The sequence below is a fragment of the Aquimarina sp. 2-A2 genome, from assembly GCF_045505135.1.
GTDB lineage: Bacteria > Bacteroidota > Bacteroidia > Flavobacteriales > Flavobacteriaceae > Aquimarina > Aquimarina intermedia.
Genome location: NZ_JBJKFI010000001.1, coordinates 225,748 through 248,573 on the forward strand (window position 1 = coordinate 225,748; position 22,826 = coordinate 248,573).

18 protein-coding genes are annotated in these 22,826 nt (G+C 37.4%); 13 read left to right on the forward strand and 5 right to left on the reverse strand.

The window, feature by feature from the left end; all coding sequences use genetic code 11:
- Complete coding sequence (locus ACJRPK_RS01040; protein ID WP_407138024.1) at nucleotides 1-1,545, forward strand: ATP-binding protein; 1,545 nt, start codon at nucleotides 1-3, stop codon at nucleotides 1,543-1,545.
- A gap of 38 nt (nucleotides 1,546-1,583) precedes the next feature.
- On the opposite strand, the gene ACJRPK_RS01045 is transcribed toward ACJRPK_RS01040, so the two are convergent.
- Nucleotides 1,584-2,015 (reverse strand): TerB family tellurite resistance protein, encoded by a 432-nt coding sequence (locus ACJRPK_RS01045; RefSeq protein WP_407138025.1) that lies wholly within the window; start codon nucleotides 2,013-2,015, stop codon nucleotides 1,584-1,586.
- 273 nt (nucleotides 2,016-2,288) lie between these two features.
- On the opposite strand from ACJRPK_RS01045, the gene ACJRPK_RS01050 reads away from it, so the two are divergent.
- From ACJRPK_RS01050 to ACJRPK_RS01095, 10 genes are all read left to right on the forward strand, one after another.
- Nucleotides 2,289-3,314 carry a ligase-associated DNA damage response exonuclease gene (locus ACJRPK_RS01050; protein ID WP_407138026.1) on the forward strand — a complete coding sequence of 342 codons (1,026 nt, stop codon included), beginning with the start codon at nucleotides 2,289-2,291 and terminating at the stop codon, nucleotides 3,312-3,314.
- The gene (locus ACJRPK_RS01055; protein ID WP_407138027.1) at nucleotides 3,311-4,918 is read left to right on the forward strand and encodes an ATP-dependent DNA ligase; all 1,608 of its coding nucleotides are present in this window, start codon (nucleotides 3,311-3,313) and stop codon (nucleotides 4,916-4,918) included. Before ACJRPK_RS01050 ends, ACJRPK_RS01055 begins: the two co-directional genes overlap by 4 nt.
- A 183-nt stretch (nucleotides 4,919-5,101) precedes the next feature.
- Nucleotides 5,102-5,488 carry an endonuclease domain-containing protein gene (locus ACJRPK_RS01060; RefSeq protein ID WP_407138028.1) on the forward strand — a complete coding sequence of 129 codons (387 nt, stop codon included), beginning with the start codon at nucleotides 5,102-5,104 and terminating at the stop codon, nucleotides 5,486-5,488.
- Nucleotides 5,478-7,955: a ligase-associated DNA damage response DEXH box helicase gene (locus ACJRPK_RS01065; RefSeq protein WP_407138029.1), complete on the forward strand. Its 2,478-nt coding sequence runs from the start codon at nucleotides 5,478-5,480 to the stop codon at nucleotides 7,953-7,955. Before ACJRPK_RS01060 ends, ACJRPK_RS01065 begins: the two co-directional genes overlap by 11 nt.
- 34 nt (nucleotides 7,956-7,989) lie before the next feature.
- On the forward strand, nucleotides 7,990-8,223 hold the full coding sequence (locus tag ACJRPK_RS01070; protein WP_407138030.1) for a hypothetical protein: 234 nt from the start codon (nucleotides 7,990-7,992) through the stop codon (nucleotides 8,221-8,223).
- Nucleotides 8,208-8,501 (forward strand): type II toxin-antitoxin system RelE/ParE family toxin, encoded by a 294-nt coding sequence (locus ACJRPK_RS01075; RefSeq protein WP_407138031.1) that lies wholly within the window; start codon nucleotides 8,208-8,210, stop codon nucleotides 8,499-8,501. Before ACJRPK_RS01070 ends, ACJRPK_RS01075 begins: the two co-directional genes overlap by 16 nt.
- Nucleotides 8,502-8,509: 8 nt before the next feature.
- A complete protein-coding gene (pdeM, locus tag ACJRPK_RS01080) occupies nucleotides 8,510-9,148 on the forward strand; it encodes a ligase-associated DNA damage response endonuclease PdeM (RefSeq protein WP_407138032.1) in 639 nt (212 codons plus the stop codon).
- 90 nt (nucleotides 9,149-9,238) lie between these two features.
- Nucleotides 9,239-10,036, forward strand: a complete 798-nt coding sequence (locus tag ACJRPK_RS01085) for a tryptophan-rich sensory protein (RefSeq protein ID WP_407138033.1) — start codon at nucleotides 9,239-9,241, stop codon at nucleotides 10,034-10,036.
- A gap of 372 nt (nucleotides 10,037-10,408) precedes the next feature.
- Nucleotides 10,409-10,939: an RNase A-like domain-containing protein gene (locus ACJRPK_RS01090; protein WP_407138034.1), complete on the forward strand. Its 531-nt coding sequence runs from the start codon at nucleotides 10,409-10,411 to the stop codon at nucleotides 10,937-10,939.
- Between the two features lie 78 nt (nucleotides 10,940-11,017).
- The gene (locus ACJRPK_RS01095) at nucleotides 11,018-11,290 is read left to right on the forward strand and encodes a contact-dependent growth inhibition system immunity protein (protein WP_407138035.1); all 273 of its coding nucleotides are present in this window, start codon (nucleotides 11,018-11,020) and stop codon (nucleotides 11,288-11,290) included.
- 551 nt (nucleotides 11,291-11,841) lie between these two features.
- Here ACJRPK_RS01095 and ACJRPK_RS01100 read toward each other — a convergent pair.
- The 4 genes from ACJRPK_RS01100 to ACJRPK_RS01115 all read right to left on the reverse strand — a co-directional run bounded on the left by ACJRPK_RS01100 (nucleotide 11,842) and on the right by ACJRPK_RS01115 (nucleotide 17,501).
- Nucleotides 11,842-12,300 carry a hypothetical protein gene (locus ACJRPK_RS01100; RefSeq protein ID WP_407138036.1) on the reverse strand — a complete coding sequence of 153 codons (459 nt, stop codon included), beginning with the start codon at nucleotides 12,298-12,300 and terminating at the stop codon, nucleotides 11,842-11,844.
- A 614-nt stretch (nucleotides 12,301-12,914) separates the two neighbouring features.
- Complete coding sequence (locus ACJRPK_RS01105) at nucleotides 12,915-13,616, reverse strand: hypothetical protein (protein WP_407138037.1); 702 nt, start codon at nucleotides 13,614-13,616, stop codon at nucleotides 12,915-12,917.
- 102 nt (nucleotides 13,617-13,718) lie between these two features.
- Nucleotides 13,719-15,620, reverse strand: a complete 1,902-nt coding sequence (locus ACJRPK_RS01110; protein ID WP_407138038.1) for an AAA family ATPase — start codon at nucleotides 15,618-15,620, stop codon at nucleotides 13,719-13,721.
- Nucleotides 15,621-16,151: 531 nt separating this feature from the next.
- The gene (locus ACJRPK_RS01115; protein ID WP_407138039.1) at nucleotides 16,152-17,501 is read right to left on the reverse strand and encodes a dihydrolipoyl dehydrogenase family protein; all 1,350 of its coding nucleotides are present in this window, start codon (nucleotides 17,499-17,501) and stop codon (nucleotides 16,152-16,154) included.
- Nucleotides 17,502-18,343: 842 nt separating this feature from the next.
- Between ACJRPK_RS01115 and mfd the strand changes: the two genes are divergently transcribed.
- Entirely contained in the window at nucleotides 18,344-21,703 is a 3,360-nt protein-coding gene (mfd, locus tag ACJRPK_RS01120; RefSeq protein WP_407138040.1) for a transcription-repair coupling factor, read from the forward strand.
- Between the two features lie 105 nt (nucleotides 21,704-21,808).
- Nucleotides 21,809-22,717, forward strand: a complete 909-nt coding sequence (locus tag ACJRPK_RS01125) for a helix-turn-helix domain-containing protein (protein WP_407138041.1) — start codon at nucleotides 21,809-21,811, stop codon at nucleotides 22,715-22,717.
- Nucleotides 22,718-22,826 lie beyond the last annotated feature (109 nt).

Here is a 22,826-nt window from a genome sequence, read left to right on the forward strand (position 1 = left end):
ATGAAATCACAGGAAGAAGCTAGACCTTTTCATCAAAAAACACAGCATATTTCTATACAATATGACGGTACAATTACCTTTACTGAAGGTGCACTGTTCAAACTCAAAAAAGGTATGTCGCTTTTTGAAATGCATCCTTTTTTTGAAATTATACCCAGTCTAATTGATGAGCACAAGAATACAAAGACCTCTGTAGATCATAATTTTGCGTGTATCCACTTAAACGATGACGATATAGAAAGAATCTGTGATGTCACCTTAACTATATCTTCGTATGGTATTGAAGTTCTGATTTTTGATTATACTCAAAAATACAACGAACTGCATACGGTAGCACAACAAAAAAATGAATCTATTCTACTAGCGCGCGCACTGGAATTGAGAAATAAGTATCTTTTAGAAAAAGAAGAGTTTAAAAATAGCTTCATTGCAAATATTAATCACGAAATCAGAACGCCTCTTACCTCTATTCTGGGTTTTGTCGAAATATTAGAGAAAACCAAATTGGATTTTGAGCAAGAAGAATTAGCTCGAATTATTAAACGAGAAAGCCTTCACCTCAATGCATTGATTGATGACATGATCGATATTTCGAACATTGAATCAGGGAAGCTTCGAGTAACCGAAGAACGTTTTTCTATAAAAGAATTGCTAAAAGGATTTGAAAAGACCTATAATAAAGTAGCTGAGAACAAAGGTCTTGCCTTTACAATGACTTATGAGGATTCAATAGCTGACTATGTAATTGGCGATGCTACCAGAGTCTATCAAATTTTAAACAACCTGCTCAATAATGCTTTTAAATTTACAGAAACTGGAAAAGTGACCTTGACCGCTTCTAAAAATTATCAACGAGGTAATAAAACTAGCGTAAGTTTTAAGATTGAAGATACAGGTTTAGGTATCATTCCGGAGAATTTAGATGCTGTTTTTGACCGTTTCTCACGGTTTAATCAAGATAAAAAAATTGCGGGTACCGGTTTGGGGTTAGCCATTGTAAAAAATCTTATTGATCTATTACAAGGTGATATAAAAGTGACCAGTGAAGTAGACAAAGGTTCTATATTTTCACTAAAACTACCATTTGGCATTGAGATCGGTTCCAAAAGTCCGGAGCGCAAGAAAAAATCTTATACACTACCCAAACGAGATAAGAAATTCAGAATATTAGTGGTAGAAGACGAAGAATCCACACAGTATCTGGTTATGAAATTACTTATCAAAGAGGGTGATTTTTTTGTGGATATAGCTATGAATGGAGAAATGGCTATTAATTTTGTAGAAAAAAGAGCCTATGATCTTATTTTGATGGATCTACAATTGCCTACCATAGACGGTTACAAAATAACCAAACAGATACGCACTAAATATGGAGACAAAGTAATTGCAGAAGTTCCAATCATTGGATTTACTGCTAATTCTAAAGAGGGCGAACGAGAACGTTGTCTTAAAGCCGGAATGGATGATTTTATCACGAAACCTTTTGAACAACAAGATCTACTCTATAAAATCACAAAACAGATCGCAAAAAAAGCTGCCCAATAGGCAGCTTATCACTGTAAATTTTATATACCGTAATCGTATTAACGATTCATTGTTTTAATTTCTTCGGCGAAGGTATCGTTGTCAACTCCCTGTTCTACCAGACTAAGAGCCTTATCTACAACATACTTTACATTATCTGACTTAAAACCAAGTCCAACACATAATTTCTCTAACAATACTACCTGATTTTCACCTTTGATATGATCAGCATATACCATACGCGCTAAATCATATAAACGCTCTAAACGAACATCATAACTAGAGGGTGGATTAATAGGATGCTTCGCATAATCTTTTAATATCTCACGATAATCGTTTTCAGAAATGTCCAGATTTCTAGCTAATCTATCCAAAAAGGCTTTTTCATCATCAGTTATTACATTATCGCTCATGGCGACTCTTACGATAGAAGCAAAATGATCCTGATTTCTTTTCTGAAATCCGCTATCAAATAAATCAGATATAGACATTGTAGTAGTTGTTTAATTTTCCGCAAATATAAGTAAACTACCCACCTTTTAAAATTTAATTATTTTGTTTTTATACGAACTAGAATGAATATATAAACTTAGCACTATTACAACCTAATGTTACAGCTTGAGGCAGCCCTGAATTCAACAAAATATAAAGAAGTATTAAAGTTGTTTAAAAATCTCTTTTTCAGGTTAATCTTTTGCTAAACACTTTCTCTAACCTTTACACATTCAGTATTTTCAATATTCAATCAACACTAAGGTGTTCCTATGAAAAAACCCTTACTTCAATTTACCGAAAAAGGCATCTATTGTGATGCTGCAAAGGTCTATTTGGATCCCTGGAAACCCGTGGATCATGCAATCATTTCTCATGGTCATGCAGACCACAGTCGCTGGGGTCATAAAAAATATATAACCCACCACACCAATGTGCCCATTATAAAACACAGACTTGGTGATATTAATGTAAGCGGAAGAGCTTTTAACGAGCCTTTTATGATTAACAATGTAAAATTCAGCCTGCATCCGGCGGGTCATATTATCGGAAGCTCACAAATACGGGTTGAGCATCAGGGAGAAGTTTGGGTCTTTACCGGAGATTATAAAACTGAAGATGATGGTATTGCAGTTCCTTTTGAACCGGTTAGGTGTCATACCTTTATTACCGAATGCACCTTTGGACTCCCTGCATTTAAGTGGACACCCCAAGATGAAGTTATGCATAACATCAATACGTGGTGGTCACAAAATCAAGCCGAAGGTAAAACCTCCATCCTTTTTGGCTATTCACTTGGGAAAGCACAGCGGCTCTTAAAATACCTAGATCCGTCAATTGGCAAAATATATACCCACGGTGCTATAGAAAACATGACTGAAGTGATTCGGCCCATGATTGATTTTCCCGCAACGACCCGTATAACCCGTGAAACTAAAAAAGAAGAACTCTTAGGAAACATCGTTTTAGCGCCACCAAGTGCACATGGCAGTACTTGGATACGCAAAATGGTACCTTATGTGACGGCATCCGCCAGTGGCTGGATGGCTTTTCGCGGAGCGCGAAGAAGACGTGCCATTGACAAAGGTTTTGTATTATCCGATCACTGTGATTGGCATAGCCTGTTAACTGCTATAGAAGCCACGGGAGCTACTAAAATAATTACCACCCATGGATACACGGATATATTCTCGCGATATTTAAGAACTATCGGATATGACGCCCGCACAGAAAAGACACAGTACGAAGGAGAATTGGCAGAAATGGAAAGCAAATCTGAAACCGAAGATGCCGTATGAAAAATTTTGCCGACCTCATCAAAACCCTCGATAGTACGAACAAAACAACTTTAAAAGTTGCGGCTTTAGCTAATTACTTTGAGAAAGCATCTGATCAAGATAAGGTTTGGACCATAGCAATTCTATCGCATCGTCGTCCACCCAGGCCGGTAAACACTACCTTGTTGCGAGCTTGGGCATCAGAATTAGCCAACATTCCGCTGTGGTTGTTTGAAGAATCCTATCATATTGTTGGTGACTTGGCCGAAACCATTGCACTTGTGATTCCGCCTTCCACACAAACCTCAGAAAAAAGTCTAACACAGTTTCTTGAAGAAATTTTAGCGCTAAAAAAACAAAGCGAAGAAGAAAAGAAGGCATATCTTTTTGATAACTGGACAAACCTGAATTACTATGAACGTTTTGTCTTTTCAAAACTTATTACCGGAAGCTTCAGAATTGGCGTCAGTCAAAAATTAATGACACGAGCATTAGCGCAAGCAACCGCCATAGACGAGGATATCCTGGCGTACAAATTGATGGGAAGCTGGGATCCCAATACTATTAGCTATCATGATTTAATTTTAGAAGAAAAAGATGCCGATTTTCTATCTAAACCCTACCCTTTTTATTTAGCCTATGCCGTCGAAGATAACGCAAAGAGTCTTGGTCCGATTTCCGATTGGTATGGAGAGCATAAATGGGACGGTATCCGATCTCAGGTGATTATTAGGAAAGGGGAACTCTTTGTTTGGAGTCGCGGTGAAGAATTAGTTACTGACAAATATCCGGAATTTGAATCCTTTGTAGGGGTGATTCCTGATGGGACCGTACTGGATGGAGAAATATTACCGTTTCCGGAAGGGAACATAGGAACTTTTAATGATTTACAGACACGTATTGGCAGAAAGACGGTGTCGAAAGCGCTTTTGGCAAAAACTCCGGTAATTCTGAAAGCATACGATATTTTGGAATGGAAGGGCGAGGATATCAGACAACAGTCATTTGAAGCGCGCAGAACTATCTTAGAGTCATTATATAGAAAAGTGAAAACAATCGAGTCTGAGAATAGTGCTATTCCTTTACATTTATCAGAGACATTATCTTTTGATTCATGGGAAGCGGCAGCCTCAGAACGCGAACGCTCCCGAGAGGTAAAATCTGAAGGTTTAATGCTAAAACGAAAAGATTCTCCTTATTTAGTTGGCAGAAAAAAAGGAGATTGGTGGAAATGGAAGGTGGATCCACTAACCATCGATGCGGTACTTACCTACGCTATGCGTGGTCATGGACGCAGATCCAATCTTTTCACAGACTACACCTTTGGACTTTGGAATGAAGACAAAACAGAGCTGGTAACTTTTGCAAAGGCTTATTCAGGTCTTACGGATGCAGAATTTAGGAAGGTGGACCGCTTTATCAAGACGAATACTATAGAACGCTTTGGTCCGGTGCGCAGTGTTACTCCGCAACTCGTATTCGAAATTGCATTTGAAGGAATCGCATTATCAAAACGACATAAAAGTGGTGTTGCCACGCGATTTCCTCGAATATTGCGATGGCGACAGGATAAGAAAATTGAAGAAGCTAACAGTTTGGAAGATTTAAAAGGTTTGATTGTATGAAGCACCCTCTCCGAATTTATCGTGCCTCAAAATTCACCTCTCCCTTCCAAGGAGAGGAGTCAATATTAAAAATGAGTAAATTAAAAGAGAATTTACAAAGACATAAAACTCCTTGCCCTTTTAAGGGAAAGGTGGCTGAACATAGTGAAGTCGGAAAGGGTTTACAACAAACTATAAATACAAATGAAAAAAACTCATGACAAGCCCGAATTAAAAACCTTTCGAAAAGATTTAAGGCAAAATCTTACTTCTGCAGAAGCTTTTCTATGGAAAGAGCTTCAACAGCGTAACTTGGAAGGTCGAAAATTCAGAAGACAGCATAGTATTGAAAATTTAATTGTAGATTTTTATTGTGCAAAAGAGCAACTGGTTATCGAATTGGATGGAGACATCCACATGAATTCTTCAGCAGAAGAAAAAGATGAAAAAAGAAATAAAAAATTGCGCACTCTTGGACTTACAATACTACGTTTTGAAAATAAAATGATATTTCATCATTTGTCTTCAGTTTTACAGGAAATAAAAGATCATTTTTCAGTCCATGCTACACCTCAAAAAAATGAATCGTAAAGAACTCCTTACTATTGCAGAAACTTGGTTCTCTGATCAGGGATGGGAACCTTTTCCCTTTCAAAAGCAAAGCTGGAACGCTTTTTTGAGTGGCAAGCATGGTTTGTTAAACGCACCCACCGGCAGCGGTAAAACTTATGCACTCTGGTTTCCTGTTGTTCTTAACTACATCAAAAATAATCCAGACTATAAAAAAAACCATCCGAAAGGTCTAAAAGCTATTTGGATCACTCCATTACGTGCACTCTCGCAAGAAATAAAACAAGCGGCAGAACGTGTAGCTCAAGGTTTAGGTACACAACTCACCGTAGGTATCCGCTCCGGAGACACCTCCCAAAAAGAACGGGCAGCACAAAAACGAAAAATGCCCGATTTATTGATTACAACTCCAGAAAGCTTGCAACTCTTGCTAGCCTCCAAAGGGTATGATAAAACTTTTAAAGATTGCTCAGCGATTATTATTGACGAATGGCATGAACTTCTAGGAACCAAAAGAGGGGTTCAAATAGAATTAGCTTTATCCCGACTAAAAGCAATTACCTCAACCATGAGAATTTGGGGAATTTCGGCCACCATCGGTAATTTGGAACAGGCTAAAGAGGTATTATTAGGGTATAACACTCCTGCTTTGGAGAATTCTGTACTTATCCGCGCAAATTTAAAAAAGAAAATTGTTGTAAAAAGTATTATTCCCAAAGAAATGGAGACCTTTCCCTGGCGCGGGCATCTGGGAATTCATTTGCTGGATGATGTGATCCCGATTATTAAGAATAGTCGCACCACTCTCCTCTTTACAAATACGCGAAGTCAATGCGAGATCTGGTTTCAGAGAATCTTAGATAAATATCCGGAGTTTGCGGGAGAGATGGCGATGCACCATGGTAGTATCAATAAAGAAACTCGACTTTGGGTAGAGTCCGCGATACGTAATGAAACACTTAAAGCCGTCGTCTGTACCTCCAGTCTTGATTTGGGCGTAGACTTTGCGCCGGTAGAAACCATCGTTCAAATTGGAGGTCCCAAAGGGGTCGCTCGCTTTTTACAACGGGCAGGACGTAGTGGCCACCAACCGGGTAAAGTTAGTTTGATCTATTTTTTACCAACCCATGCCATTGAACTGATTGAGGCTTCTGCTTTGCAAAAAGCCGTAAAACAAAACGCCGTCGAAGATCGTATTCCGCATCTTAACAGTTTTGATGTACTGATTCAGTATTTGGTTACACTGGCCGTTTCTGATGGCTTTTATCCTAAAGAAATTTTTGAAGAAGTCCGTCAAACGTTCTGTTTCCAGATGCTCACAGAAGATCAGTGGGCTTGGGTACTCAACTTTATAACGCTGGGCAGTCAATCTTTGCAAACCTATGACGAATATAAGCGTGTTGAAGTGGAAGAAGATGGTAGGTTTAAAGTGACCAACCGCGGTGTTGCTATGCGACATCGTCTGCAAATAGGTACTATCGTTGGAGATGCAGCGCTCACGGTAAAATATCAAACCGGTGGTTATATTGGTACTATCGAAGAATTTTTTATTTCTAAACTTACGCGCGGAGATGTTTTTACCTTTGCCGGGCGTAATCTTGAATTCATTCGAATTAAAAACATGCAGGTGCATGTTCGCAATTCAACAAAGAAAACAAACAGAGTACCGAGTTGGTCGGGCGGTCGTATGACCTTTTCGGCACAAATGAGTGAATTACTGCGTGAAGAGTTATATCGTGTAAGTTCTGAAGCAGCGGGTGAAGCGCTCCCCTTGTCCAAAGAACTAAAAGCGTTGTCTCCTGTTTTTGAAAGACAACGTAGAGAAAGTATCATCCCCGGACCGGGGCAATTTTTGATTGAAACCTTCAAAACCAGAGAGGGCTATCATCATATTTTTTATCCTTTTGAGGGACGTTTTGTTCATGAAGCTATGGGAAGTCTTCTCGCCTATCGCATAAGTTTGCTGTTTCCGGTTACTTTTTCTATCGCATTCAACGACTACGGATTCGAGTTACTATCAGACCAACCGGTTGATATGCAGGAGGTGATTGATAACAATCTGTTCTCTTCAGAATATTTAAAGCAGGATCTGCAAAAAAGTCTCAACGCAACGGAAATGGCACGACGTAAATTTAGAGATATTGCTGTCATTGCCGGATTAGTGTTTACGGGTTACCCTAATAAAATGATCAAAATGAAACATTTACAATCCAATTCGCAGTTGTTATTTGATGTTTTCAGGGATTATGAAGCAGATAATATGTTGTTTCAGCAAGCTTTTGTCGAAACTTTTGAGCATCAGTTAGAAGAAGGTCGCTTGCATCTTGTTATGGAGCGCATACAGTCACAAGAAATTATTTGGAAAGCGTGCAAGAAAGCGACTCCATTTTCTTTTCCGATTATTACGGATCGCTTACGCGAAAAGTTATCCAGTGAAAAATTGGCCGATCGGATCAAAAAGATGACTGCAATCCTACTGAAAAAGTAACTTTTCAATTTGTATCTTTGTAAAAAGTGTATTAATGAATATTTCTGAACTTCAAAATGATATTATTAAGCGTGTTCTAAGTCTGCAAGATGAGCAGACCTTGACCATGCTCAAAAAGATCTTGTCTAATTCTGCAGAAGAAACACCCTATACTTTATCTGATTTTGAAAATCAATTAGTGTCAGACAGTATTTCAGCTTACAAAGCGGGAAATGTAGTGGATAATGATCAAGTCTTTAAAGATAATGATGCATGGCTAGAAAAGTAGTCTGGACATCAAAAGCGATCTCCATTTTTCACGAGATTTTAGCTTTTTACGTGCGCCGGAATCAATCCAAGACGTACAGCCGTAAACTTAATAAAGAGATCAATATTCTCATTAAACAATTAGTAGAATTCCCTTACTTGGGAAGGGTAACAAATATTCCTGCTGTACACGTACGAATCATTAAACATTATAAAATATTTTATCAAATAACTTCTTCAGAAATTATCATTCACTTAGTTTGGGATACCAGACAAGATCCATCTAAATTTCCACTTTAATTATTATAATGCCAGATTCCTATAAAATTTTAAATAATACCTTTAGCTTTCATCCGTGTGGTGGATTGTATTGGCAAGAAACCGATATGCTACTTATTGCGGATGTCCATTTGGGAAAAGTCTCACATTTTAGAAAACATGGAAGTGCCGTACCCCAAAAGGCTATTCAGAAAAATTTTGATCGCCTTGATGCAATTATCAAACAATTTGATCCGGCCGTAATTACTTTTATGGGGGATCTATTTCATAGTAGCCTTAATAGTGAATGGCATTTGTTTGAAACCTGGGTTGCGAAGCATCAGAATCGTAAAATGGTACTCATTGCAGGGAATCACGATATCATTTCGCCGCTCAAGTACGAAACCTTAAAAATTCATATCAGTGATGAATGGGCCATTGGTACTTTCTTGTTGACACATCATCCCGAAACCCGAGCGGGTTTCTTTAACTTCTGTGGTCATATACATCCCGGTGTCAGGTTACAAGGGTTAGGTCGACAAGTACTCAAATTACCTTGTTATTTTAAAACGGCAGATCAAATGATTCTTCCTGCCTTTGGTGAATTCACAGGACTCTATATGCTTACTCCCGAAGCAACTGATGAGGTTTTTGCTTTGACCAAAGACGAAGTGATTAAAGTAAACTAACACAGGTGTTAAACTCCTCACAATTCCTCCTTCTAGATGGTAAATTAAAAAAGCTTCCTTAACTTTCTGTATTCTTATATATTCTATTCTATGCAGAAAAAATTATCCATTCTTAATCTTATTTCAGTAGTACTGGTTATTGCAGTGAATTATGCAGCACAGGTTTTAAGACTTAATAATACCACTATTGGAGAGCTTAGTCAACAATATGAAAATTTATTCACACCGGCAGGATACGCTTTTTCTATTTGGGGGATAATTTTTATTAGTTTATTAGCCTATGCAGTATTTCAGATACGTCGAGCATTTTTTAGCACTAAGAAATCAGGTTTTATTATTGCAACCGGCTACTGGTTTTTTATAGCAAATCTGCTTAATGTAGCCTGGGTACTCGCCTTTACTTATGAATACACCGGGGTATCTGTTCTAATTATGTTTGGATTGCTTTTTTCGTTACTTAAGATCATCCTTAAAACGAACATGGAACGTTGGGATGCGCCTATTGAAATCATCGCACTCGTTTGGTGGCCAATTTGTTTATATAGTGGCTGGATCGCCGTTGCTTCTATTGCAAATACCGCGGCGTATCTGGTTAAAATCGGTTGGAATGGTTTCGGCTTATCAGAAGTAACCTGGACGCTAATCATGATTATAGTCGCTGTATTGGTCAACTTGTTTATGATTGTAACCCGCAATATGAGAGAATTCGCCCTGGTAGGCGTATGGGCATTGGTTGCAATTTATATGAAGCAACACGAAGCCTACCCTTCTATTGGTACGGTAGCGCTTATAGGTACTATCGTACTCGCACTTGCTGCAGCGATTCACGGGATCAAGAATCATGAAACCAATCCCGGTAAAAAATTAATGGAGCGGTTAAAAAAGTAGTGTTTCGAGCTCTATTATGTTCTATAAAAGAATATCACTAACAGATAGTAAATATTAGCATAGCCTTGTCACCTCCAGCAGAGTCGCGAGGTCGTCAAATAATATATTATAGATCCTGTTTCCCCTGGTTCCTGTGCCTTCCTCTTTATCATACATTTTATCTTCAATTTTTAATAATTAGCCACCAGCCGACCCTTTTAGGAACTTTTTTAAAGTTTTTTTTCTATACATACACATCAACTATTCTTTTTTTAACTTTTAAGTAACAGATTAGTAATTTAGTCACTACCAGATCCAATCAGAAAGTTACTTAGTTTTACTTAGCACAAAAACATTGTGTTTACATTGCTATAAATTCTTAAAACTAACCCTATGAGTTTTTCAAAATTATCCCAGTACACGCGTACCCTGCTTACGGGTATCTTTATTACGTTATCATTTATTTCTTGTGAAAAGGACTCGCTTTATCAGGCAGAAGAAGTACAAGAAATTCAAGAAGTAAAAGAAACCTCAGACACATCACTACAAAAAAATGCAAGTTTTTTACGACAGCAAGAAAGCCTTGGTGGACATACCATAGAGCGTCATGTGGCCAAATCAACAACATATTTACAAAACCGTCTCAACACCAGTTCTATTAGCGCCGCTAGTACGTTTAACGAGCTTAACCAAGCAGGACAAGTAATCGTTAACGCTATAAATGCGAATAGCAGTAGAGTCAACAGTTGGTTAAATGGTAGCGGATCCAGACTTACACTTAATTACACGCATCATAGAAATATTGGAGTCGTATTGCGTAGAGGACAGTCAAACCCTACTCCTTCAAGTCGATTCTTGGTAGTGTTACAAAAACGCTCAAATGCTCCTAACGGATATTATGTACTAACATCTTATCCTAACTAAATATTTACCTGCATACAATGAATCCGAAATCAGCGGTGATGCTTACCTTTGATTTCGGATTTTTAATTGTCACAAACAATGTTACACGATAACTACCGCTATCTCTATCAATTTTTTACCGGATATTTTCCCGAAGCGGATTTAGATGGTCTTACAGATGAACAAGTAGTACAACTCTTTATCAAAGAAAATGAAGAAACGATTATAGCCAGTACCTATAAAGAGTTAAAACAGGTTATAAATGACAAAGCGGTATGGAGCGAAATTGCTGAGGCCGCAAATCGCTATTTTGAAAGTGAATCTGCGTTACACACATGGTTAGTAATAATTGCAAAACAGTTTACCATATAATGTAATCAATACGGCACTTGTAAGAAAGATCATTTAAGAGCTTTCAGCCCATTATTAATCCTCTCACCATAGATTCCAGGTAGTTCAATGAGATCCAAAAGGTTTCCTGTAACAGTCAGCTGTCGCTCAGCGCAAACACACGATACTCCAGTAAGGTATAATCACTTTCCGGCGAGGTGTTTGTATCGTCCGGGGAGTGTATTGTTTACCAGAGATTTGACGAAAGTTCAAAAAGAATTGAAAATCGGACTTAATAGTTTGTTGGCCTATGAACAAAGTTTTTAAAATGAGGGGGCGTTAGATAGCTAATGATAATTATATTCTGGTGTTAAAATTTAAATTCAGCATTAAGAACACCCTTTCCGACTTCACTTCATTCAGCCACCTTTCCCTTAAAAGGGAAAGGAGTAGTTTTAAACTTTACATTTACTAGTTCTATCTAACAATAATATTTGCTTCGTCACTAACACTGATATTTCTATAGAGCTATAGAAAATGTGATAAAGATTGCATACAAAATGAAAACAACGTGTCGATATAACTAGCAAATTTTAATTCATATCTAAATAATACAATTTTGCTGACTCTTCAATTTCAGTACCAATGTTAGCATCAAACTTAAAATTATAAATAACCCATTTATCATCTGGTTTATAAAAGTGAAAGGTATATCGTATGGGCTGTCTGTCGAATTTAACAAGATAACTCAGTAAAAAATAACTCTCTGCGAGTTTTTTTTCTGTAATCAATTCGTATCCATAATATTTCCCAACATAGTCTTCGTTTAAACTCTCTAGCTGACTTTTTAAATTTGTAATCGCATCTGTTGCTCTTTCCATCCATTTGTTGGTTGAATATAACTTGTCCAATGCTTTGGATGCCCCATCGTTTTTGTAATCAATAAAAAATTCTTCTACAATTTCTTTAGGATTGGTTTGAGCTTCTAAGTTGACAAATCCTGCCAAAAGTAATATAATGGTAATGCTACTCAATTTTGTTTTGAAATTCATGTTTTTTTGTTTTGAAATTTATTTGAGACTCAATGAAATATGATTTTATAATTTTAAGTATTTATAATCGATCTTTTAGTGCTTCTCATGAAAAATCACGCGTGAAAAACTTTTGACTTTCTAAATCATCATGTCTTTTTATATAGTACTCAATCCTCTACTACAATCGAGGGGTGAAATTAATAAATTCGTTCAACTAAGGCTAGTTCAATTAAAGCATTAAGCCTTATAATATATCAAAAACCACCTCAGCATCTATAAATAGTGTCCCTCGGGAGCTTTTAGGTCTCCGGGGAGGATCAAGAACCATCCTGCGAAGACTAGTCATGTTCCAGTAAGGTATAATCACGTTCCGGCGAGGTTTTTGTATCGTCCGGGGAGTGTATACACTGCTCCTGCGATACATTGCTCCCTTCCGGGGAGCTTTATAACGCTTCCATGGCGGCAGGACAAAGTATCCGATACCATGGAACAGTTACTACCCTCGCAGGAGCGTATTAAAAATACGCAGGAAGACCTGTACGTGTCCCGGGAAGCTACCAAATGTGCCCCGCGACGTATAACATACTCGCCGGAGTAACAATTTGTGTTACCGGAACGTGATTTTTATAAAATTATCGTTGGTAATAGCGGCTTACATAGCCTTGATACCGTTCGGGTTGTTTTCTGAAAGCATATTTACCGGTTTGACGAATCTCGTCTACTGATTCTTTGAGATGGGTGTACGCTCTATCCCGCGTCACTTTTGCTTCGCTGTTATCCATTGCAGAACCATTAGCTTTGGCAAGTAATTCTGCCATAGCATCGGCATCTGTGGCTGCTTTGTCCAATAAGGTGTTATCAAACTTAATTGTTTTAAGCAGGTCAGCGTTCCCTTTACCTAAGGCACTAAGATCACTTAGATCCTGAATCATATCGGCATGACCTGTGCCATCTGCTACTTCGCCGACACGACGTACGAGATCACTACGTTTACGAAACGCAAAGCGAAACGCCTGCAGCAGCTCATTACGTAGCGCATAAGCATTTGGGGATTGCTCATCCCACTCTTTTTGAGCTTCTTCACGATTATAGCGCTCGAGGTACCATTGTGATTGTGCATAGCGCAAGGCTCCTGCACGTACTGGCAAATCGGTTACATACGTTTTTAAATCAAGACCGACGTTGGTGAGAGCTTCTTGGTCTTCGCTTGCCCAGTGGTACAGATCCTCTGCCTCTTGCAAGGCGGTATCTATGGGTAATCCCGGAGTTTGAATTTGGTCATTAGTAATTTTTGCAAGCACTGCTTGCTTGCTGTCATAATTGTCTTTTGACATACCGTTTTGGTTTTAAAAGTGAATAATTAAGTTTGAAATTTATCTTTACGTGGGGTATGTTTCTAAAGGTGTTTGTTGGTTAAAGGATTTGATTTCAAGAAATCAAAGCTCAGGTGGAAAATGTTTTTTCAAGTATTGTATGTTCTTAGGGTTAAACTGGATAAAATTTAAAGCTCTATTTATGAAATCCGATATTTTAAAACATTCGTTTGCCTTACTTTTCAAACCCTTATTATTGTAAACCTTTAAAACTGTTTGATAATCTCTGGCTTCAACAACATTCATTAAAAATTTTACTCTCTCAGAATACCATTCTTCAATTTTTATTTGGTCCACAAACTTTTTGTAGTTTTTATTCAAACTATCAAGATTTTCGCCTTTACTCATATTACTATCTGTGAAAAAATAATTTATTTTTGCTGCAACATAATGAGATGCTTGTATGCTAATGTCTTTTTCAAACTGATTCATAATTTTATTCTTCAGTTGTTCTAATAAATCTGAAGGGTCTTCTGTTAAACAAATTTGCTTTGCTAGGTCATTGAGAAATTCAAGATCTAATAATAAGTTTTCCACTTCGGACACCTGAATACTAAATATATTATGTTTTTTAAGAGATTTTATACGAGCATCATTATGATGATCCGAATCAATTATCCCAAAAGCTTTCGTTGTTACATTATTCAATTTATTAAATGCTTTCGTATAGTTAATCACATTGAAGCAACCTTCTACCGGAACGATAGTGTATTCAGGGTAAATTAAATTGTAAATCTTTTCGTCTATGTTTTCATCTTTTCCTTCGCAAAAAAGTATATTCTTACGACTACCCAATAATTCCAGAAGTAAAGGCTCAGGTAACTCATCGCTCAAAATGTGTTCAATTTCCCATTTGTCCGGATGTTCGTACGATTTTATCCAAACTTTCTTAGCAGTGGTTCTACTTATTGCAAAATCCAGATCATGAGTCAAATATATAAATATGCAATCTTTTCTTTCTTTCTCTAGAATATCCCACAGTTTTGATAGAATGGTTTTGTGAAGATACATTTCTGGCTCATCGATAATTACAAAACTATGATTTGGTGCTTGCAGTACTTGGGCAGTTAAATATAATATAACTTTTTCACCATCGCTCATTTGATATGCGGGATAAGGATCGCATTCTTGAGATTTTAGTGTAATATTTATCCCGTCATCGCACTCTATTATCCTATGTCCTATTAGTAAATTCCAGATTTTCAACGCTTTGTCTAGAAGTGTTTCCGGCTTCACCCTTGGTATTCTCTCTTTTCCAAAAGAATTGACCCACTTGTTAATTTCTAAGTTATTTTTAGCCAATAAACTATCGAGCAATACCTGAAATTCATCTCCCATGTTTTTTAACGTATCGTATGAAGAATTTCCATATTCAGTACTATACGTCACTTTATTGGTCTTGTCGTTCTCTTGTATATGTAACAATTTCCTCTGTGCATCTAAATGATTTGATATACCGTAAAAGGTTGGAATAATCAATACTTTTTGGGCAGATATTACCACCCCACTATTTGGTAAATATTCTTTCAACTTATTCGATAAACTCGTTTTACCACTTCCATTCGCACCAATAGCGACAATGTTATCAGTAAAAAAGTCAAGTTTGACAAAAAAATTGAAATTGAAATTTGCTCGATTTAAAGAAGATAAAATAGAATGATTGTGATCTTTCATTTTATTTCGAAATAGGTCTTCATTCTCTTTTATAACTGTCGCAGTTGTTGACTGATCGATTATAATAAATGATTTTAATAAACCTGTAATGTCAGAATTAAGGGTACTGGCATAATTCGCAGCCAATGGGAATCTTTCAATAGAATTTTTAAGATCTTCTAAATAGCGAATAGTTGCACCAGCGGTATTTCTGGATTCTGCATCAACTAAGAGATCTGCAACTTCTTTGTATTTAGTAGCAGCTACGTTTAACTTCTCAATACTTTCATTCAACTTATCATTTTTAATCATCTACAACAATTTATTTCTTTAATCTTATCCAGATAAATTAGATTAAATATTCAGTTAAAAAGTTTCGCTCGTCTCAGCTATCACATTAATCGCAATCTTAACCTGTATTTCCGTAATGTTGTGGGGTATTGTGTACTAGGGGTTTGACTAAAGTATAAAAAGAATTGAGAATAGGACTTAAAAGCTTACTAGCCTTATTAACAAAGTTTTTAACATGAGATGGTTAGATCATCGTAATTATAAAATTTTAGAGGCTTTATATTTCAAAGAAACACCCTTTCCGACTTCACTTCATTCAGACACCTTTCCCTTGAAAGGTCAAGGAGTTTTTAGTAGAATAATTGGGAACGATTATATCTTGTGTGATCGATGAAACATGGAGGTCTCGACTCCGCTCGACCTGACAATCCTTTTAAAATCTACTGTTGCAATGTCACTTTGAGCGGAATCGAGAGGTTTTTAAATAGTAGAGTATATGAGAATGTTTTTACAACTTGTCTCTAGTGGCTTCTGACTACGAACTAAAGAACCTTATACCATATATTGAATATCTCCTCCCCAACTAGGATACGTAAAAATCATCTCCTTTAATTTGGTCGTAGTAATGCCTTGCTGAATAGCCATCATAAATAGATTGATAACTTCACCGGCTTCGGGTCCGAGTAAATGGGCGCCTAGAATTTTGTCAGTATCAGTGTCCACAATAGTTTTGTAGGCATAAAACTGTTCGTTTACACGCTTGGCATTATAGAACTTGGCTGCACTGCGATTAAGTACGGTCACATTATCATATTGTTTACGTGCTTCAGTTTCTGATAGACCTACCGAGGCGATGTTAGGTAGTGTAAAGGCTACCGACGGTGTTACGGGAAAACGGACTTTGGTCGAATTACCGTCCAAAATATTCTGTGCTACCACATCACCCTCATTTCCTGAGAAAGGCGTTAACGGCACTGCATGATCAGAAACATCACCGCAGGCATATACGTTTTCATTACTGGTGTTTTGTAAATAGGTGTCAACTTCGATTCCGTTATCATTATACGATACATTGCCTTTTTCCAATGCCAATTCGCTGATAGATGGAATTCTTCCTGTGGTATTAAATACAAGTTCGGCTCTAACGCTGGCCTCTTTGCCATCAACCGTATAGTGTACTCTTTTATTTTTTTGCAGTGCTTCAATGCGTTTTACATTGGCATTAAAGATAAATTTGATTCCGATTTCCTCAGATGCTTTGACCAGATAATCTACCATATCGTTATCAAAAGCTGACAACGGACGTGCGCCACGATCAATCACCGTTACGTCGACACCAAACCGCGATGCCATATGCGCAAATTCCATCCCAATATAACCAGCTCCTATAAAAATCATACTATCGGGTAAACTATCCTGATTCAGGAAATCATCACTCAAAAGGGCAAGATCACCGCCCTCGATATCAAGAGGTCTTGGTATTAACCCTGTGGCAATCACTATTTTTTGTGCAGTCACTGTTTTCCCTTCTACAGACAAGGTCGTCTCATTGATAAACTTGGGAGATTGATGAAAGAGCGTGATATTTTTATCTTTAAGATCATTTTCGGTTGCCGCAGGCACAGCATCTGTAAATGTACATTTAAAGCGTTGGAGATCTTCCCAGGACAGGGTTGGTAGCTTTGTAATCCCTTTATCTTTTAATTTGGTAGCCGATCGCATGACCTCCGTAATCCCTAAAATCACCTTCTTAGGATCACAGCCGCGATTCGCGCAAGTTCCGCCATATTCTCTCCGATCCGCGATAGCGACTTTGAGTCCCTGATCGGCACAAGTTTCGGCCACTACCTGCCCTGCAATTCCACTACCTATTACAAAAACGTCAAACGCTTCATTTTTCATATACTCTGCTTCTTATTTTGATTCAATATCTGCATTTATTATGGAGTAGAATGGGGCTTTAAGCATACTTTAGCATTTGATAAAGTGAATTTTTTGCTTCTTAGTAGTTAACTTGAAGTATTGGTTAATAACTACTGGCCATTGACATGGTTTTTTACGTGATACATCAATATTTTCGATATTCAAAAACACCCTTTCCGACCGCGCTGCGCTTGACCACCTTTCTCTTAAAAGGGTAAGGAGTTTTTTTCATCAACCCTTACTAGTCTTTTAAATCACTAATTTTTCACTATTCTTTCTTTCAATATTAGCTCCTCTCCTTGGAAGGGAGAGGTGAATTTGGAGGTACGATAAATTCGGAGAGGGTGCGTTATACAAAGGTTATTTTTAATCTGTTTTTTGATTCCTGCTTCATATAAGTATCACCCATGCAATACTTTAAAATTTTATTTTTAAACTTTTTCATTTTACATTCGGTATTCGGTATTCAAAAATACCCTTTCCGACCGCGCTTCGCTTAGCCACCTTTCCCTTAAAAGGGCAAGGAGTATTTAGTAGAACAGAGATTGCCTATATGTTATATATTCCTTGAAACATAGAGGTCTCGACTCCGCTCGACTTGACAATTCTTTCAAAACCTATTACTAAAATAACACATCCAGCGGAGTCAAATGTTTGTCAAATAGCGTTATTCCTTGGATCCTGTCTCTCTGGTTCTTGTCTACTCCTACACATCAAATATTTACAGTTCGATAAACAGATGTTAAGAATACGTTTAATGGGATATTTCTTTTCCTACGAAGTTGTAAAGAGTGTTATATTTGCTTTTAAAACCCGAATACGTGAGTAAAATTTCGATCACGCAACTCTATGCACAGTCTCAGCAACAGCTTAAACTGCAAAAGGCGCTATCCGATGCTGAATTCAATATTCATTTACAAGGTCTTATCGGCTCATCCCTTTCTTTTACAATTGCTAATGCATTTAAAGAAGCAGAGCAGCCGTTTCTTTGTGTCTTTAATGATAAAGAAGAAGCCGCGTATTACCTCAATGATCTCGAACAACTATTAGGAGATCAAAATGTACTTTTTTATCCTGGGAGTTATCGCAGACCTTATCAAATTGAAGAAACTGATAATGCTAACGTGCTCCTACGTGCCGAGGTGCTTAACCGTATCAATTCGCGTAAAAGACCGGCGCTGATTATCACCTATCCCGATGCGTTATTCGAAAAAGTTGTTACCCGAAAAGAACTTGAAAAAAATACGCTGAAAATAAAAATCGGCGATACGGTTTCGCTGGATTTTGTTAACGAAATTTTATTCGAATATAAATTTAAACGTGTAGATTTTGTGACCGAACCGGGTGAATTTTCGGTGCGTGGGGGTATTGTCGATGTATTTTCATTTAGTAATGATGAACCTTACCGTATTGAGTTTTTTGGAGACGAAGTAGATACGATTCGGACCTTTGATGTAGAAACTCAGCTATCGACAGAACAGGCTAAAAAAATTACCATCATTCCGAATGTCGAAAATAAATCAATTCAAGATACACGGGAAAGCTTTTTAAAATATATTGCATCAAAAACGGTCATCTTTACTAAAGATCTTGAGGTACTTTCTGCACGTATTGATAAGAATTTTACACAAGCAACCGAGGCTTTTAAAAAATTATCTGACGAAATAAAACGAGGTACTCCCGAGGAGCTTTTCTGTTCTTCTGAAATCATACGAAAACAGCTCTTAGATTTTACTTTGGTCGAATTAGACAAGCGACCGCTGACAAAAGCTGATTATATTGTAAAACACGCTATTAGACCTCAGCCATCATTTAACAAACAGTTTGATTTATTGATTCAGGATCTTAATGAAAATCATGAAAATGGGTATAAAAACTACATTTTCTGCGTTAGTGAACAACAGGCCAAACGTTTTCATGATATTTTTGATGATTCTGATCTGGATGTCAAGCAGTACGAAACGATCGTGTTCTCTGCATACCAGGGTTTTATAGACGACAATGCCAATATCGTTTGTTATACGGATCATCAAATCTTTGAACGTTATCATAAATTCAACTTAAAAAATGGCTACGCTAAAAAGCAGGCGATTACACTTAAAGAATTGACGAATCTGGAAGTGGGGGACTATGTAACCCATATCGATCATGGTATCGGTAAGTTTGGTGGACTGCAAAAAATTGATGTCGAAGGCAAAAAACAAGAAGCCATAAAGCTAATTTATGGGGAGCGTGATATTCTATACCTCAGCATTCACTCGCTTCATAAGATATCAAAATTTAACGGGAAAGATGGTAAACCACCGCAGGTATACAAATTAGGTTCTAAAGCCTGGAAAACCTTAAAGCAGAAAACCAAAGCCCGGGTAAAGCATATTGCGTTTAATTTGATTCAGCTCTACGCCAAACGCCGTACGCAAAAAGGTTTTAAATACGCTCCGGATAGTTATATGCAACATGAGTTGGAAGCATCTTTTATCTACGAAGACACTCCGGATCAAAGTACCGCTACAGAAGCGGTAAAAGCGGATATGGAAAGTGAACGCCCTATGGATCGTTTGGTGTGTGGAGATGTTGGTTTCGGTAAAACTGAAGTTGCCATTCGCGCAGCCTTTAAAGCAGTCGATAACGGTAAACAAGTGGCGGTGTTAGTTCCAACGACGGTACTTGCCTTTCAGCATGCCAAAACCTTTAGAGAACGGCTAAAAGATTTTCCGGTAACGGTAGATTATGTCAATCGCTTTAAAACCGCAAAGCAAAAGAAAACTACGCTTGAAGAGCTTGCCAATGGTAAAATAGATATCATCATTGGAACGCATCAACTGGTGAATAAAAATGTAAAGTTTAAAGATCTTGGATTACTTGTTATTGATGAGGAACAAAAATTTGGAGTAGCCGTAAAAGATAAATTGAAAACAATTAAAGAAAATGTAGATACCTTAACACTCACAGCAACGCCGATACCACGTACTTTGCAGTTTAGTTTAATGGCTGCGCGAGATTTATCGACCATTACTACGCCGCCTCCCAATCGCTATCCTATTGAGACCAATGTAATTCGATTTACAGAAGAAACAATTCGGGATGCTATTAGTTATGAAATTCAGCGTGGCGGACAAGTGTTCTTTATTCACAACCGTATCGAAAACATTAAGGAAGTTGCAGGAATGATACAGCGTCTTGTTCCTGATGCAAAAGTTGCTGTGGGTCACGGACAAATGGAGGGTAAAAAACTAGAGGATTTGATGCTTTCCTTTATGGATGGTGAGTTTGATGTGTTAGTCTCAACTACTATTGTTGAAAGTGGTTTGGATGTACCTAATGCCAATACGATCTTTATTAACAATGCCAATAACTTCGGTTTGTCTGATTTGCACCAGATGCGTGGTCGTGTAGGACGAAGTAATAAGAAAGCTTTTTGCTATTTTATCACGCCACCCTACTCTGCCATGACCGATGATGCCCGTAAGCGTATTACCGCCCTTGAACAATTTTCTGAATTAGGTAGCGGAATCAAGATTGCTATGAAAGATCTCGAAATTCGAGGTGCGGGCGATTTGTTAGGTGGTGAACAAAGTGGATTTATTAACGAAATTGGATTTGATACGTATCAAAAGATTTTAAATGAAGCTATCGAGGAACTGAAAGAAAATGAATTTGCCGAGTTGTATCAAGACGAGAAAAAGGATAAGGTATATCTTAAAGATACGCAGATAGATACTGACTTCGAATTGTTATTCCCTGACGATTACATTAACAATATCACAGAACGACTTAATTTGTATACCGAACTGAATAGCATCAAATCTGAAGCAGCGCTCCAAGCATTTGAAAGTCGATTAGTGGATCGTTTTGGAGAATTACCGGATACAGCAACTGATTTATTAAACTCTGTCAGAATTAAGTGGATCAGTACTGCGATTGGATTGGAGAAGGTTATTATGAAGCAAGGAAAACTTATCGGCTACTTTATTAGTGACCAGCAGTCAGGTTTTTATCAAAGTACTACGTTCACAAAAGTACTACAGTTTGTACAGACACATCCCCATCAAGTTAAAATGAAAGAAAAGAAAACACGAAATGGTCTCCGACTGTTGCTTACTTTTGAAAAAATAACGACTGTTGACCGTGCCCTTAAGGTTTTGGAACCCTTGGATTTTAAAAGTGTGGTAACCCCTTAACCATCGATAAAGCCTATAACTAAAGGAATGTCATGTGAATGTCGGGTTTAATACCGAATCATTTTTTGGGATTTCAACTCATGAATAGTAGTATTGCTTAACAAAATGAATACAGCGTCTCATTCATCTAATAACAATCATGCCTTGGATAATGAATGCTTATTAAGTACTCTATTTATCATGAAACAGCCAGCATTAGGACAAAAAATTTCGGAACTTCGTAAACGCAAAGGATTTACCCAAGAAGAACTCGTAGACAAATGTAACATCAGTGTGCGCACTATCCAACGTATAGAAGCCGGAGAGGTTACTCCGCGTAGTTATACTATTAAGACTATATTATCAGCCTTGGATTACGATTTGGAATCGATAGCACAAGAAGACTCTCCTTTGACAAGTGGATTCAAAAAACTCATGCTTTTGGAAATTGATGATTCAAAAAAAGCATCCTTTTTAATAAATCATTTAAGAATAGCTTGGATAAGCGGTATCGTATATTTTTTATTGGGCTTCGCCGAACTGTATATAGAATATTATCGCTACAATGACGATCAATTAGTGGTCACTGAAAGCATGTATATTGTAATAAAACTTATCAGCTTGATATCGTTGGTTTTATTCACGAGAGGATTTGTCGTTACCGGTAAAATTTTAAACAATTATCTGTTACGCATAACAGCCTTTATTTTTATCTGTATCGGCGTACTTTTTTATCTATATGATATTGTTTCGCTGTACACAATGCGTTTAGATTATCAATTTATTTTAGGTGCCGAAGCGATTACGTACGGGGTAATTGGAATTTTATTTGGTATAGCAGTACTGCGCCTTAAAGATAGCTTAGGAACCATTGCCTTAGTCACCGGAGTATTTGAGTTAATCACCTACGGCTTCATGGTCACTGTGTTATTATCCATAGTAGGAATGTTTATGCTTACGCCCACTATTATTCTTGAAATTATCTTACTGTATAAGGTAACGGAAATGGTCAGAGAAAAAATAAAGAGTTTTTAGAGATGATCGCAACACGCTTAAAGTTTTGAACGCTTGAATGAAAGACTGAAGCAAAGTGCCCTAATTAAAAAATCTGTTGCACAACTCAGGGTGTATAGCCTGAGTTGTG